Raw genomic sequence first — 14,019 nt, 5'->3', positions numbered from 1 at the left:
ACAGCGACCGCCCTGTTCTCACGAACAACTCGCTGGTGATGGGCCGCCAGCGGGCACCCGGTACGCTGGGACGAAATGTGGCCGCTCGGGGCTCCCCCGACGCGGCTGAATCGCAAGCGCCCGCAGATCACCCATGGCACGAAGCTTCTACTCCCACATCAAGGAAGCCTGGCGGAACCAGGACGACGGAAAGCTCGCGGAACTGCAGTGGCAGCGCAAGCAGGACTGGCGCCGCGAGGGCGCCATCGTCCGCATCGACCGGCCGACGCGGCTGGACAAGGCGCGCGAACTCGGCTACAAGGCCAAGCAGGGCATCGTCGTGACCCGCGTCTCGGTCCGCAAGGGCGGGGCGCGAAAGCAGCGACACAAGGCGGGCCGCCGCTCGAAGCGACAGGGCGTCAACCGCATCGGTCGCCGGAAGTCCATCCAGCGCATCGGCGAGGAGCGCGTCTCGCGGAAGTACCCGAACCTCCGCGCGCTCGCCTCCTACCCGGTGGGCCAGGACGGCTCCCAGAAGTGGTTCGAAGTGATCCTCGTCGACCCCGAGCACCCGGCCATCGAGTCGGACGACGACCTGAACTGGATCTGCGACGACTCCCAGAAGGGTCGCGCGTTCCGTGGCCTCACGAACGCCGGGTCGAAGAACCGCGGGCTGAACAACCGCGGCAAGGGCGCGGAGAAGACACGGCCGTCCGTCTCGCGCGGCGACCGCGGCGGGAAGTAACGCGGTTCCGCTTCGGCGTTTTCAGGGATTACACCGTAGTAGCCACCGGTTCGCGGAACGTTCGCAGCGTCACTCCGTACTCGGCACCGGCGCACCCCCGACCACTCCGTGGGAGAACGTCGGAGAACTAGTCACACGGCGTTGATTTTACGGTCGGCTCGGGAGAGTCGTCCGATGAATCGGCCTGCGAAGTTATCTTTATCCCGCCAGATCCATAAGATAATACAAGGATGAACGACGACACAGGGTATGAACAGCACTCTCACTCCAAACACCGAAGTGAACAGCTACAGAAGGATGATGAAAGCGGGAGTCGCTGGTTTCTTCTTTTCCTTCTCGTGGTGATAGCTGTCTTCGTAGTTCTGTTCATCCTGTGAGTTGGACTGGACGGTTGGTCCTTCACCTGTACGTAGCGAGACGCTGAATCGCTCGCTAGACGAATCCACGCCCGTCCCACCACTCACTCCGCCACGTCGTCCGGCGCGAACGAGCCGAACTCAATCTCGCCAGCCCGCTCGAACCAGAGCAGCTGGACTCCCGTGCTCGACGTCTCCGCGCTCGTCAGTTCCAGCGCCGCGGGGATCGTCCCGTCCCCGAACAGTCGCTTTCCGTCCCCCAGGACCAGGGGGAAAATCCAGAGCCAGAACTCGTCGACGAGGTCCCCTGCGAGCAGCGTCTGGATCAGCTCGTGGCTCCCCTGCACGAGGATCACGTCGCCGCGCTCCCGCTTGAGGTCCGCGACGGCCTCCCCCGACGAGACGCCTCAGTACTCGCCCAGCCGCGACTGTCCGCCCCCGCCCTCCCCGACGCCGGCCAGCTCCGCGGCCTGCAGAATCGTCTCCTCGAACGTCTCCTCTTGGCTCCGGTCGTACAGCGTCGCCGCCGGGTGGACCGACACCAGCAGCCGGATCGCCGTCTCTCCCACGCGGGCGTCGAACACCTCGCCCGCCTCGGAGGTCACGGCCACCGAGCGGTCCAGCAGGTGCTCGGAGGGCACCTTGCCGAGCGTGACGACGAGTTCGGGGTCGAGTCGGTCGAGTTCCTCGGCGAGATAGCCCCGGCAGTTGTCGAGTTCCTCCCGGTGCGGGTCGCGGTTCTCGGGGGGACGACAGCGGACGCAGTTCGTGATTCGGACGTCGGCGCGCGCGAGACCGGCGTCCCGGAGCGCGTCGTCGAGCACCGTGCCCGAGCGCCCGACGAACGGTTCGCCCTGCTCGTCCTCGTTCGCCCCCGGTGCCTCGCCGACGAACACGAGGTCCGCGTCCGTCGGGCCGACGCCGTTGACGATCCGCGAGCGCGAGTCGACGAGCGCGGGACAGCGCTCGCACCCGGTCACGCGGAGGTCGTCGTCGAGGTCCATGGGTGAGGACGGGCGGGCAGGGAATTAGGTTCCACGGTCGTCACTCCCCGCGGGTGCGTGGAGCGACCGGCCGGCCCGTGCCGCGATGCGCGCGACGCGGAGCGGTTCCGGCCGGCGCTCGCTCTGGGGGGTCAGCGCGCGGACGACCGCGGCCGCCTCGTCGGCGTCGGTTCCCACGGCGCGGACCCAGGCGTCCAGCCCGTCGACCCGAACGCGCTCGGGCTGGCGCCGGTACGTCTCGAGTCGCCGGGCGAGCGCGTCGCCCGCGAACTGCTCGCGCAGCGCCGACTCGAGCCCGGGACTCGCCTCGAACGAGACCGAGAGGACCGGCCGGTCGACGGCCTCGTGGACCCGGCGGAGGTCGAGCACGTTGAACCACGCGGGGGCGATGCCGGCCGCGAGCACGTACCGGACGTCCTCGCGGTCGAGCGACGCGACGCAGTCGAGCACGGCGTCGGTGTAGTCGGTGCTCCCGACGGTACAGGTGGAGAAGACGAGTCCGTCGAGCGCGCGGTCGGCCCGAACCAGCGCTCCGGCGACGGTGGCTGCGGTCGGCTCCGCGTCCGGCGGCGTCGAGACCGCCAGCCCGAGCGCGCGCGCACCGGCTTTCACGTCAGTCGTCGTCCTTGATGTCCGAAAGGGTGTCGAGGAGTTCGTCGTTCGAGGCGCCGATCTCGAACTCGACGCTGCCCTCGTGGTCCGCCTCCCCCGTCGAGACCGTCTCCTCGTCGAGGTCGGCGTCGACGTCCTGGTTCTCCTGTTCGGATTCGTCGTAGCTACCGAAGCCCATACGGTGTGAACTAAACGGTTGTGAGGGAAAAATCCCGGGGGCGATTTCCGACCGCGTCGTTGCCGCTCCCCGACACGTGGGTTCGGCCCTGGCCCGGCGAGCCCCGCTCCCTGATAGCGGCAACCCCCGCCACGCGGGGGGCGTTTTTCACCCGCGGGCCCCTGTGGCCGGGCATGGACGTCGTGAACGTGACCGCCGACGCCGAGGAGTTCACCTGCAACGCCTACCTGCTCGACGGCGACGTGCCGGCGCTCGTGGACGCCGGGACGATGCCCGGCGTCGAGGACGTGGTGACCAGGTACACGAGCGACCTCGACCGCGTCGTGCTCACCCACCAGCACCACGACCACGTGGGGGAACTCGACGCCGTGCTGGACGCGTTCGACCCGGAGCTGTCCGCCTACGCCGACCATCCCCGCCGGGACCGCGCGCTGGCCGACGGCGACGAGATCGAACTGGGCGAGGAGACGTTCGAGGTCGTCTACACGCCGGGCCACGCGGGCGATCACGTCTCGCTCGTCGGCGAGACGGCGCTGTTCTCGGGCGACGTCGTCGTCTACAACGACGGCGCGTTCGACGACGGCTCGTTCGGCCGGACGGACATGGCCGGCCAGTCACGCGAACGGCTCGTGGAGAGCCTCCGGGACCTGCTCGACCGCCTGCCCGAGTCGGTCACGTCGATGTACGCGGGCCACGGCGACCCGTTCCACGCGACCGACGAGGAGTCGGTCAGGGACGTCATCGAGCGGGCGCTCTCGCGCGCGGAGCGGCGCGAGCCCAAGTACCCGGACGAGTGAGGCGGGAGCTGATCCCGGAAAACGGTGCCGCGGCTCCGGGCGGAACGGCGGCCGGGAGAACGGTCGGTCGCCCGTCGCGGGCGACCCGGTCGCGTTATGCGGTCCGGGGCTCCTTTGCCTTCGGTCGGAGCCGGGAGTAGCCGCACTTGCGACAGCGGTCGGCGCGCTGGGGGTTGCGAGCGTTACACCGCATGCAGATCTGCTTGTCGAGGATGCGGCGTTCGGCCGCTTCGAACTTCGCCATGCTATGGTGAAGTGGCCGGACCCGTGTTAACGGTTGCGAGTCGCGTATTTCGTGTCCCGGTGCTCGGTGTCGGCCAATCAAGACAGTGTGTTCGTCCCGGCGTGGAAGGTCGTTCCGGCCCGACGACGGCCTCGAAAGCCCTCGCAGTCGTCACCTGTGGGTAGCTAGCGCTTCCAGAGACACGAGCTACCCCGGAATGCCTACCGAAAAGGAATCAGGCGTTGGCCGAGGAGAGCGCGTCCTCGATGTCCTCGCGCTGGGTGACGCCGACGAACCGCTCCACGACGCCGTCGTCGTTCTCGACGACGAGCGTCGGGAGCGAGCGGACCTGATACTGGTTCGCGACGTCCTGGTTCTCCTCGACGTCGACCTTCTCGAAGCTCACATCCGGATACTCGCTTTCGAGCTCCTCGAGGATCGGGTCCTGCGTCTTGCACGGGCCACACCAGTCCGCGTAGAAGTCCTTGAGTCGGACGCTCATGACGACCCCGACTTTCGGCGGGCCGCGCATAAGGGTTACTCACCCGGACGTTTCTCCGGCCGGCGCCGTCCGCGTCCGGCCGGTCGGCCGAGTCGAAAGGCTTAGGCGGACCAGCCGCAACGGTGTGGACATGAGCAGCGGACAGAACAGCGGCGGGCTCATGTCCAGTGCGGGGCTCGTCCGCTACTTCGACGCCGAGGACCGGAACGCGATCCGAATCGACCCGAAGACCGTGGTCGCGTTCGGCGTCCTCTTCGGCATCATGATCATCCTCCTGAACTTCGCGTACTGACTCGCGTCCCGCACCCGCCGGGTCAGCCGCTCCCACACGAACGATAGCTTTTCCCGCCCAACGCGCCGACTTCCACCCATGAGAGCCGGCGTCATCGCCGTCCAGGGAGACGTCTCCGAGCACGCCGACGCGGTCCGCCGCGCCGCGGCGAGCCACGGGATCGACGCCGAGGTCGTCGAGATCCGCGAGGCGGGACTCGTCCCCGACTGCGACGTCATCCTGCTGCCGGGCGGTGAATCGACCACCATCTCGCGGCTGCTCCGCGAGGAGGGAATCGACGAGGAACTCGTCCGCCACGTCCGCGAGGGCGAGCCCGTGCTGGCGACCTGTGCGGGGCTCATCGTCGCCTCGCGCGACGCGAAGGACGACAGGGTCGACACGCTCGACCTGCTCGACGTGACCGTCGACCGGAACGCGTTCGGCCGACAGGCGGACTCCTTCGAGGCCGGACTCGACGTCGACGGACTGACCGAGCCGTTCCCGGCCGTGTTCATCCGCGCGCCGGTCATCGACGAAGTGGGTGGCGATGTCGACGTGCTGGCCGAGTGGGACGGCGACCCGGTCGCCGTGAAGCAGGGCCCGGTCGTCGGCACCTCCTTCCACCCGGAACTGACCGACGACGCGCGCATCCACGACCTCACGTTCTTCCCGGCGAAGGCGGTCGCGCCGGACGCGGACGTCGAGGTGGCCGAATGAGCGACCGGACGGACCCTTCCGTGGACGGGGGCGGGTCGGACGGGGCGACCCCCACGGACACGAAGGCGGTCCTCGACGACCTGTTCGCGACCATCGAGTCGCGCAAGGCCGACCTCCCGAAGGACTCCTACACGGCGTCGCTGTTCACCCACGAGAAGGGCGAGAACGAGGTGCTCGAGAAGCTCGGCGAGGAGGCCACCGAGACCATCCTCGCGGCGACGGACGACGACGACGAGGAACTGCTCGCCGAGAGCGCCGACCTCGTCTATCACCTGCTCGTGCTGCTCTCGATGAAGGACCTCGACGTGGCGGACCTGCGGGCGGAGCTTCGGGACCGGTTCTGATCGGACGACCGGGGGACGTGCCCGGTCGCGGCGACGCGGAAGCGCCGGACGGGCCGCGAACCGGTGCCGCAACGGACGACTACTTATCCTCCCGCCGGCAACGGCTCCCCATGAGCAGCCGAGCCGACATCGTGCTCGTCGACTACGGGCTGGGGAACCTCCGGAGCGCCACCAGGGGGCTCGAGCGGGCCGGCGCGGACGTGACGGTCTCGGACGACCCGACCACGTTCGCCGCCGCCGACGGCGTCGTACTCCCCGGCGTCGGCGCGTTCCGCGAGGGGATGGAGAACGCCGGACCGTACCGCGACGCGCTGGTCGAGCACGCCGAAGCGGGCCGCCCGCTGTTCGGCATCTGTCTCGGCATGCAGATGCTCCTCACCACGAGCGAGGAGGCCGAGCGCGCGGGCCAGGGCGACGTCGAGGGGCTCGACCTGATTCCGGGAACGAACGTCCGCTTCCGAGACGTCGAGACGGTCCCCCACATGGGCTGGAACGACCTCACGGTCGAGCGCGACCACCCGGTCGTCGACGGCGTCGACGGCGGGTACGCCTACTTCGTTCACTCCTACTACGCCGAACCGGAGGACCCCGAGGCCGTCGTCGCTAGCTGTGAGTACGGCGGCCGCTTCCCCGCCGTCGTCGCCAACGAGGCCGGCAACGTGTTCGGCACCCAGTTCCACCCCGAGAAGAGCGGCGAGACGGGCCTGCGCATCCTCCGGAACTTCGTCGACTACTGCGCCGACCGGTAGTCGCCGGACCCGCCACGCGGGAGGCCCCACGCGAGAATTTGTCCCACCCGAGCGTTTATCCGCGGTCCCGGCCCAGCGTGTGGCATGCAGGCAGTCACCCTCGGGCCGACCGGAACCTACTCCCACCGTGCGGCCCGGTCCGTGGCGGAGGACGTGACGTTCCGCGAGTCCGTCACGGCCATCGTCGAGGCGGTCGCCGACGGCGAGGCAGAGCGCGGCGTCGTCCCGGTCGAGAACAGCATCGAGGGCAGCGTCTCGGAGAGCCTCGACGCGCTCTCCCGGGGCGAGGTCGCGGTCGTCCGCGAGGTCGTCACGCCGATCCGACACGGCTTGCTCGCCCAGTCCGACGAGTTCTCGGTGGTGGCGTCCCACTCGCAGGCGCTCGCGCAGTGCCGCGACTTCCTCGAACGGGAGTACCCCGACGTCGACCACGAGGCGGTCGCCTCCACGGCCCGCGGCGTCGAGCGGGCACGCGAGGACCCCACGGTGGCGGGGATCGGGCATCCGGCGACCGCGGAGCCGGACGACGGTGGGGTGGCCCTGGAGCTGCTGGCCGAGGACATCCAGGACCGCTCGTCGAACGCGACCCGGTTCCTCGTCATCGCGCCGGCGTCGGAACGCACGGATGCGGGCGGAAAGACCTCCATCGTCGTGTACCCGAGCGCGAACTACCCCGGACTCCTGCTGGAACTGCTGTCGGCGTTCGCGGATCGGGACATCAACCTCACGCGCATCGAGTCGCGGCCGAGCGGCGACCGACTCGGCGACTACCTCTTCCACGTCGACTTCGAGGCGGGCCTCTACGAGGAGCGCACCCGGGCGGCGCTGGCCGACGTGGAGGAGCTTGCCTCGAACGGCTGGGTCCGGGTGCTGGGCTCGTACGACACCGAGCACGTGGTGGAGTAGGCGGACATATCGTCGGGTAGTGTGGACGCGTCGTGGAATAGACGGACGCATCGTAGAGTAGCTGACGCGTCGTGGAGTAGGCGGACGCGGGGCGGACGGGGGCGGAGCCGATGACCGGCCGTTCGGGCTTTCCCCCGCCCCAATCCGTCCCACCGGTTGCGACAAGATTCAAGAGGAATCGCGGCCGAGATGGGGTATGCCCCGACGCAGCCCCTTCGACGCGTTCGAGGACATCGAGAGCGTGTTCGACCGGATGAACGAGGAACTGGAGGAGCTGAGCCGCCAGTTCGAGGGCGAGTTCGTCGGCGACGTCGACGTCGACGTTGCCGAGACGGACGACGAGGTCGTCGTCGTCGCCGACCTGCCCGGGTTCGAGACCGACGAGATCGACGTGACCGTCGCGGGCCGGGAACTCACCCTCTCGGCGGAGCGGGAGGAGGAGCGCGAGGAGAGCGACGAGGCCGACGAGCGACGCTACCACCGCCGGGAACGCACGCGGAGCCGCGTCACCCGCCGACTGCGCCTTCCGGAGGACGTAGTGGAGGAGGACGCCGACGCGGAGTACACCAGCGGCGTGCTCACCGTCACGTTCCCGAAGGAAACCGGCGACGGGGACGGCGGCACGCGGATCGACGTGGCGTAACGGCGCTCGCCACGGGCCGGCCGAGTTACGGGCAGTTTTCCGAGTCGACTCAGGTGGTCTCAAAGACGGATAGCGGCCACGAGCCGTGCGATTGGCTATCTAACGTCCAGCTACGGTTAATACCTCGGCGACCCTCTATTGGACCGGTGAAACGACGATGACTCGCATGACCCCCTTCGACGACATGAACCGAATGTTCGACCGAATGTCCCGCCAGTTCGACCAGACGTGGGGCGGCTTCGACCCGATGGCCTGCATCGAGGGCCCCGCCGTCGACGTCGCCGAGTACGACGACGAACTCGTCGTCGTGGTCGACCTCCCCGGGTTCGAGAAGGAGGACATCGACCTGACCGTGCGCGGTGACACGCTGGGCATCGCCGCCGAGCGTGAGATCGAGGCGGACGAGCGTGGCGGGGAGGACGCCTGGGTACGTCGCGAGCGCCGCGCCGAGTCCGTCCACCGGCGCATCCGCCTTCCCGACGAGGTCCGCGAGGACGACGCGAGCGCGACGTTCACGAACGGCGTGCTCACCGTCACCCTCCCGCGGGTTCACGTCGAGGAGGAGGAGGGCGAGGACCACCACATCGACGTGGAGTAGGCGGGACGACCCGACCGACGCCGGTTGGCGTCGGCCGGTCCGGCACCGGCAGGACCCGGTTCGGCCGAATCACACCCCATCGGCGGCCCGCGCGACCGCCTCGCGCCACCCCGCCGGCAGGTCGCCGCCGCGCTTGGGCGGGGCAACGTCGAGGGTGACCCCCTCGAACGTCACGGTTTCGACCGTTTTGACGCCCGTTTTCCGCAGACTGCTCCGCCCGCTCGCTCGCGACGGGCCGCTACTCCTCGATGTCGATGGCCGGCCGGCCCGGGTCCGCCTCGTTCGCCAGGTCGTCCGCCACCTCCCCGGCGCGCAGGACGCGGACCGGCGCGTCGAACTCGCGCTCGATCAACCAGGCCGCCTCCTCAAGCGACTCGTACTCTCGGTCGGGCACCATCGCGGGCCGCAGCGCCTCGCGCTCCGCCTGCAGGTCCTGGCCGTATGAGGCCGCAGCGTCGCCCTGCTCCCGAATTTCGTCCTCCTGCATGAGCTCCGAGATCAGGTTCGGCGCGTCGCTCTCCAGGGCGATCTCCAGCGCGCGGTGCTTCCACTCGGGGGCGATCACGACGTCGATGCGCTCCGGGTCGGTGATGTCCGCGACGTCGACGATCTGACGGACGTCCTCGCGGGTGTTCTCCACCAGGCGACGGCGCTCGTCGGCGTCCTCCACCTCGCCCGCGGGTTCGGGCCAGTCGGCGTCGACGACGAAGCCGTCGCCGCCCAGGTCGTCGTACAGCTCCTCGGCGACGTGGGGCGCGACGGGCGCCAGCAGCTTCACGGCCGTCGTCAGCGCCCGCTCGAAGGTGTCCGCGTGGACCGGCTCGCCGCGCTCGCCGGCGTACTCGCGGTAGGACCGGAGCGTGCCGACCAGTCCCTGCGCCTCCCGCAACGCGGTGTTGAACGTCAGGTCATCGTAGTCCTCGGTGGCGACGGCGACGGTCGCGTCCGCCTCGCTCCGGACGTACGCCGCGACCGGGTCGTCGGCGCCGTTTCCGCTCCCGGCTCCGCCGCCGGGCCCGTCGGCGAACCACGACGTCAGCTCGGTCAGCCGGGTCAGGAAGCGGTACGTCGAGCGGACGCCCTCCTCGGACCAGTCGAACGCGCGCTCGGGCTGGGCGGCCTGCATGATGAACAGGCGGGCGGTGTCGGCGCCGTACTCCTCGACGATGCGCTGGGGGGAGACGGTGTTGCCCTTCGACTTCGACATCTTCTCGCCCTCCAGCTGGACCATCCCCTGGGCCAGCAGGTTCTCGAACGGTTCGCGGTGCTCCAGCATGTCCATGTCCGCGACGACCTTCGTGACGAACCGCGAGTACAGCAGGTGCATCACGGCGTGCTCGATGCCGCCGACGTACTGCTCGACTGGCATCCAGTCGTTCGCGCGCTCGACGTCGAACGGCGCCGTCTCCAGGTCGGGCGAGACGTAGCGCAGGAAGTACCACGAGGAGTCGACGAACGTGTCCATCGTGTCCGTCTCGCGGACGGCGTCGCCGCCACACTCCGGGCACGCGACGTGCTTCCACGCCTCGGCGGCGTCCAGCGGGTTCCCGGTCGTGTTGATGAACTCGGGCAGTTCGACCGGCAGGTCCTCGTCGGGCACCAGCACCGGGCCGCACTCCTCGCAGTTGACCACCGGGATGGGAGTGCCCCAGTAGCGCTGCCGGGAGATGCCCCAGTCGCGCAGCCGGTACTGGGTGTGGAACTCGGCGGAGTCGACGTCGGCGGTCAGTTCCTCGCGCGCCTTGGCCGAGGGCAGACCGTCGTAGTCGCCGCTGTTCACCAGCACGCCGTCGTCGGTGAACGCCGACTCGCTCACGTCGGGTGCTTCCGGGGCTTTGCCGTCGGACGGCTTCGGCGCGACGACCGGCACGACGTCGACGCCCATCGACGAGGCGAACGCGTGGTCGCGGTCGTCGTGGCCGGGCACGCCCATCAGCGCGCCCGTGCCGACGTCCGAGAGGACGAAGTCCGCCACGAACACGGGGACCGCCTCGCCGGTCGCGGGGTTGGTCGCGGTCAGGTCGGTGCGGACGCCGTTCGGCTCGTCGCCGTCGGGGTCGGCCTCCTCCTCGATGAACCGGCGGACGTCGTCGTCCTCGGCGGCCAGTTCCTCGGAGATGGGGTGGTCGGGTGCCAGCGCGAAGAACGTCGCGCCGAAGATCGTGTCCAGGCGGGTGGTGAACGCCTCGACGGGGCCGTGGCCCTCGACGCCGAACGAGACGCGCGAGCCCTCCTGGCGGCCGATCCAGTTGCGCTGCATCTGGCGGACGCTGTCGGGCCATCCCTCCAGGTCGTCGATGTCCTCCAGCAGTTCGTCGGCGTACTCGGTGATCTTCAGGAACCACTGCTCCAGTTCGCGGCGCTGGACGGCCGTGCCACAGCGCCAGCAGTTCCCGTGTGCGCCGGGGCCCTCGGCGTCGCCACCCTCGACCTGCTCGTCGGCCAGCACGGTCTCGCAGGTGGGACACCAGTTCACCTCGGCGGCCTCCCGCGCGACCAGGCCCTCCTCGTGGAAGCGGCGGAACAGCCACTGGTTCCAGCGGTAGTACTCGGGCGTGCAGGTGGTGACCTCCCGGTCCCAGTCGTAGCCGAAGCCCATCGACTCCATCTGGCCCTTCATCGTCTCGATGCAGTCGACCGTCCAGTCGCGGGGGTTCGTGTCGCGCTCCTTGGCGGCGTTCTCGGCGGGCAGGCCGAACGCGTCCCACCCCATCGGGTGGAGCACCTCGTCGCCGCGCATTCTGCGGAACCGGGCGTACGCGTCCGTGATGGTGTAGTTGCGGACGTGGCCCATGTGAAGCTGGCCGGACGGGTACGGGTACATCCCCAGGACGTAGGTGGGGTCTTCGACCTCGTCGGGCGTCCGATACGCGTCGGCCTCGTCCCACGCCGCCTGCCAGCGTCGCTCGACCGCGGCGTGGTCGTATCCCTCGTCGGACATTCTCTTGGTGGAACGTGGTCGGCTTCGGCCCATATCCCTTTCCATCGAACTGTCGGACTCCGGCGGGAGTTCCGGCCGGAGTGGTCAGCTTTGGGGTGGTTCGTGGCCGAGTGTCGGGGGAAATCGGCCGCGCCGGCCGGTCGTCGTGGGTCGAGCAGGGACCGATGGCGGTGGCCCGCGCGACGGCGAGCCCCGGAGGGGCGAGCGAACGCGTAGGAGAGACGGGCGCCACAGCAACGCAGGGCGCGAGCGAAGCGAGCGCCCGAGGCGCGTGGTTCGAAGATGTGAACGTTTTTCGTCGGTACGGAGACCACCCGTTTCCGGTCAGCAGTCGGGTTCGGCCGAAATCCGACAGCAGCACGTGAGGCTTCGATTCTCGAACGACAGCGGCCGCACGAGTCGATGCCCGTGGAGGCTTTCGAGACGGTCGTCACGTCACCTGTGACGGTATCGAGGATGGGCGGATCGGGAACCGAAAACTCACCGAGGAATCAGTAGTCGGGCGCGTCGTCCTCGACCTCGCGCTTCAGCGAGTCGCGGCGGGACTTCGCGTCCCGGCCCGTCGCGTCGAGCAGGAAGGAGTTCTTGGCGTCCACCGCGTCCGCGGCGGCGTCGGCGTTGCCCTCGGCGATGACGTCCTCGGCCGGCCGCTCCTCGAAGTGGACCGCGAGCTTGTCCTTCTTCCCCGAGTAGGCGGCCGGGCCGGCGACGACGCGCTCGAACACCGGGTTGTCCGGGTCCTCGACGACGTACAGCTCGTGACCGTTGAACTCGTCGGTGCCCGAGACGGTGCCGAATCGCTCTTCGATCTCGGCTTTCAGGTCCGGCATCCGGTCTTCGAGGTGTTCCCCCCGTCGCATCTTGTACTCCTTCATGGACGGGGATTCGGCAGGGGGCCCTAAACGAGTTTCGTCAGACGCCCGGCGAGAGGGACCTGACGCGCCGGAGTCGAGACTCGTCGGTCGTGGACCGAACACGAGAATCGTCGACCGTCCGTGGTCGCCCGGCCGTTACAGTTCGTGCTCCTCGATGTAGCCGCGCTTGCACTCGGGACAGATGTCGCCCGCGCGCATCGAGGAGGCGCCGACCGGCTCGCGCTTGCCGCACTCGGGACAGCGGTACTCCCTGGCCCGGTCGTCGACGGTCGTCCGGAGTTCGACGTCGTGGGTCGGCCCCGACCGCTCGCCCGTCGCGCCGCCCCCGTTCTTGGCGTGTTCGGGCGTCGACGTCGGGGAACCGGGGGACTGGCCGGCACCCCCGGCCGGTCCGGATCGGTCGGCCGCGTTCGCCGAGCCCGCGGCCCCGTTCGTTTCGGGCTCGCCGGCCGAGCGGCCGACCCCATCCTCGCGCGGTCGCCCGTCGGACGATCCGGTCGCGTCGGAGGACGCTTCGATGAACTCCGCGTCGTCGTCGACCTCGGCGTTCGGGTCGACCCGCGGGGTGAGGTTGCCGTCCACGGTGACGTTCTCGTCCGGTCGCCCGTCGCTGACCTCGGCGTCGAACCCCTCGTCCTCGCCCGCCTGTTCGGGCCATTCGGCCGTCGGCTCCGACTCGTCGGCGTCGATGAACTCCGCGTCCTCCTCGCCCGCAGGGGTCGGCGCGCCGGCGTCCCCGGCCTGCCGTTCCGTGTCGGAAGCCACGCCCGAGCGCGCCTCCGATGCCGCCGCGTCCTCCACGTCGCGCCCCTCGGCCTGCGAATCGGCAGCCGCGTCGGCGCTGGCGTCCGGATCGGGCCACCCGGGGGCGGACTCGTCCGACTCCCGGCCCGACGGGGTGTCGGCCGCGGGCCGGTCGGAGTCGGGCCACTCGCCGTGGCCCCGTTCGGTGGAGGGTTCCTCGTCCGCCGTCGGCTCGGCCGACTGCCTGGCGGGCTGATTCGACTGGTTCGCCGATCCGTCGGCCGACTTCGGGGGCGTCTCGCCGGCGGGACCGTCCCTGATGATCTCGGCGTCGTCCTCGACCGACGGGTCGACGTCGCCCGGGTCGCCCCGCGGATGGTCGAACCCCTCGTCCGCCGACGACGGCGTCGAGGTCGATTCTCCCGTCGGTTCCGTCGGCCCCTCGCTCGTGTGTTCGGCGGCAGTCCCGGTTGCGTCCCCGCCTGCGGATTCGGCCTCGTCGATGACGTTCCCGGCGTCGCCGGTCCCGTCCGTGGCGTCCGAGGTTCCGGCCGCCGTGGCGCTCGCGCCCGCCTGCCACGAGCCTGCGTCGGCGCCGCCGGCGGCCCCACCCATCGACGTGACCTCCGTGTTCTCGGAGACGACCTGGGTCTCGCCACAGCGTCGGCACTCTTTCACCTCCCTGATGGTAGTGATGACCTCGTCCCCCCGTTCCTCCCGCTCTCGCTCGGTCGACGGCTCCGTGAAGTCGTGGCCGAGCAGACACCTGAGTCCCATTACCGACCACCACCGGCTTCGTGGACAAAAGGGTTCCCTCAGCGTCTGACGCCCGACA

18 protein-coding genes and 1 pseudogene are annotated in these 14,019 nt (G+C 69.7%); 10 read left to right on the top strand and 9 right to left on the bottom strand.

Annotated elements, in window-relative coordinates; all coding sequences use genetic code 11:
- Positions 1 to 133: 133 nt before the first annotated feature.
- Positions 134 to 724, top strand: coding sequence for a 50S ribosomal protein L15e (locus RJT50_RS13375; protein ID WP_313691969.1), 591 nt, complete (start codon positions 134 to 136; stop codon positions 722 to 724).
- Between the two features lie 230 nt (positions 725 to 954).
- A complete protein-coding gene (locus RJT50_RS13370) occupies positions 955 to 1,101 on the top strand; it encodes a hypothetical protein (protein ID WP_313691967.1) in 147 nt (48 codons plus the stop codon).
- Between the two features lie 83 nt (positions 1,102 to 1,184).
- On the opposite strand, the pseudogene RJT50_RS13365 reads toward RJT50_RS13370, so the two are convergent.
- The 4 genes and pseudogenes from RJT50_RS13365 to RJT50_RS13350 form a co-directional block, all read right to left on the bottom strand.
- Positions 1,185 to 1,466, bottom strand: a pseudogene (locus RJT50_RS13365) (dihydrofolate reductase family protein); the annotation flags it as partial.
- A gap of 21 nt (positions 1,467 to 1,487) precedes the next feature.
- Positions 1,488 to 2,084: a uracil-DNA glycosylase gene (locus RJT50_RS13360; RefSeq protein ID WP_313691966.1), complete on the bottom strand. Its 597-nt coding sequence runs from the start codon at positions 2,082 to 2,084 to the stop codon at positions 1,488 to 1,490.
- Between the two features lie 24 nt (positions 2,085 to 2,108).
- Entirely contained in the window at positions 2,109 to 2,696 is a 588-nt protein-coding gene (locus tag RJT50_RS13355; protein ID WP_313691965.1) for an endonuclease dU, read from the bottom strand.
- A 1-nt stretch (position 2,697) separates the two neighbouring features.
- Positions 2,698 to 2,874 carry a DUF5786 family protein gene (locus RJT50_RS13350; protein WP_313691964.1) on the bottom strand — a complete coding sequence of 59 codons (177 nt, stop codon included), beginning with the start codon at positions 2,872 to 2,874 and terminating at the stop codon, positions 2,698 to 2,700.
- Between the two features lie 173 nt (positions 2,875 to 3,047).
- On the opposite strand from RJT50_RS13350, the gene RJT50_RS13345 reads away from it, so the two are divergent.
- Positions 3,048 to 3,671: an MBL fold metallo-hydrolase gene (locus tag RJT50_RS13345; RefSeq protein WP_313691963.1), complete on the top strand. Its 624-nt coding sequence runs from the start codon at positions 3,048 to 3,050 to the stop codon at positions 3,669 to 3,671.
- 94 nt (positions 3,672 to 3,765) lie between these two features.
- Here the strand turns inward: RJT50_RS13345 and RJT50_RS13340 are convergent, their stop codons facing one another.
- Positions 3,766 to 3,915: a 50S ribosomal protein L40e gene (locus RJT50_RS13340; RefSeq protein WP_313691961.1), complete on the bottom strand. Its 150-nt coding sequence runs from the start codon at positions 3,913 to 3,915 to the stop codon at positions 3,766 to 3,768.
- Between the two features lie 214 nt (positions 3,916 to 4,129).
- On the bottom strand, positions 4,130 to 4,396 hold the full coding sequence (locus RJT50_RS13335) for a thioredoxin family protein (RefSeq protein WP_313691960.1): 267 nt from the start codon (positions 4,394 to 4,396) through the stop codon (positions 4,130 to 4,132).
- 130 nt (positions 4,397 to 4,526) lie between these two features.
- Here RJT50_RS13335 and RJT50_RS13330 point away from each other — a divergent pair, with 130 nt between their 5' ends.
- The 7 genes from RJT50_RS13330 (at position 4,527) to hsp14 (ending at position 8,624) form a co-directional block, all read left to right on the top strand.
- Positions 4,527 to 4,688 (top strand): preprotein translocase subunit Sec61beta, encoded by a 162-nt coding sequence (locus tag RJT50_RS13330; protein ID WP_313691959.1) that lies wholly within the window; start codon positions 4,527 to 4,529, stop codon positions 4,686 to 4,688.
- 78 nt (positions 4,689 to 4,766) lie between these two features.
- The gene (gene pdxT, locus RJT50_RS13325) at positions 4,767 to 5,384 is read left to right on the top strand and encodes a pyridoxal 5'-phosphate synthase glutaminase subunit PdxT (protein ID WP_313691958.1); all 618 of its coding nucleotides are present in this window, start codon (positions 4,767 to 4,769) and stop codon (positions 5,382 to 5,384) included.
- The gene (gene hisE, locus RJT50_RS13320) at positions 5,381 to 5,728 is read left to right on the top strand and encodes a phosphoribosyl-ATP diphosphatase (RefSeq protein ID WP_313691957.1); all 348 of its coding nucleotides are present in this window, start codon (positions 5,381 to 5,383) and stop codon (positions 5,726 to 5,728) included. Before pdxT ends, hisE begins: the two co-directional genes overlap by 4 nt.
- Positions 5,729 to 5,838: 110 nt before the next feature.
- Entirely contained in the window at positions 5,839 to 6,477 is a 639-nt protein-coding gene (gene hisH / locus RJT50_RS13315) for an imidazole glycerol phosphate synthase subunit HisH (RefSeq protein WP_313691955.1), read from the top strand.
- Positions 6,478 to 6,561: 84 nt separating this feature from the next.
- Positions 6,562 to 7,383 (top strand): prephenate dehydratase, encoded by an 822-nt coding sequence (pheA, locus tag RJT50_RS13310; protein WP_313691953.1) that lies wholly within the window; start codon positions 6,562 to 6,564, stop codon positions 7,381 to 7,383.
- 196 nt (positions 7,384 to 7,579) lie between these two features.
- Positions 7,580 to 8,026, top strand: coding sequence for an Hsp20/alpha crystallin family protein (locus tag RJT50_RS13305; RefSeq protein ID WP_313691951.1), 447 nt, complete (start codon positions 7,580 to 7,582; stop codon positions 8,024 to 8,026).
- Between the two features lie 166 nt (positions 8,027 to 8,192).
- Positions 8,193 to 8,624, top strand: coding sequence for an archaeal heat shock protein Hsp14 (hsp14, locus tag RJT50_RS13300; RefSeq protein ID WP_313691949.1), 432 nt, complete (start codon positions 8,193 to 8,195; stop codon positions 8,622 to 8,624).
- 238 nt (positions 8,625 to 8,862) lie between these two features.
- On the opposite strand, the gene leuS is transcribed toward hsp14, so the two are convergent.
- From leuS to RJT50_RS13285, 3 genes are all read right to left on the bottom strand, one after another.
- Positions 8,863 to 11,565: a leucine--tRNA ligase gene (leuS, locus tag RJT50_RS13295; protein ID WP_313691947.1), complete on the bottom strand. Its 2,703-nt coding sequence runs from the start codon at positions 11,563 to 11,565 to the stop codon at positions 8,863 to 8,865.
- A gap of 491 nt (positions 11,566 to 12,056) precedes the next feature.
- On the bottom strand, positions 12,057 to 12,440 hold the full coding sequence (locus tag RJT50_RS13290; RefSeq protein ID WP_313691946.1) for a DUF5611 family protein: 384 nt from the start codon (positions 12,438 to 12,440) through the stop codon (positions 12,057 to 12,059).
- A 135-nt stretch (positions 12,441 to 12,575) separates the two neighbouring features.
- Entirely contained in the window at positions 12,576 to 13,961 is a 1,386-nt protein-coding gene (locus tag RJT50_RS13285) for a DUF7093 family protein (RefSeq protein ID WP_313691945.1), read from the bottom strand.
- Positions 13,962 to 14,019 lie beyond the last annotated feature (58 nt).

This window comes from Halobaculum sp. XH14 (genome assembly GCF_032116555.1).
Classification (GTDB): Archaea; Halobacteriota; Halobacteria; order Halobacteriales; family Haloferacaceae; genus Halorarum; species Halorarum halobium.
Note: the sequence above shows the minus strand (reverse complement) of the source record. Positions and strands in the feature narration are given on the sequence as shown.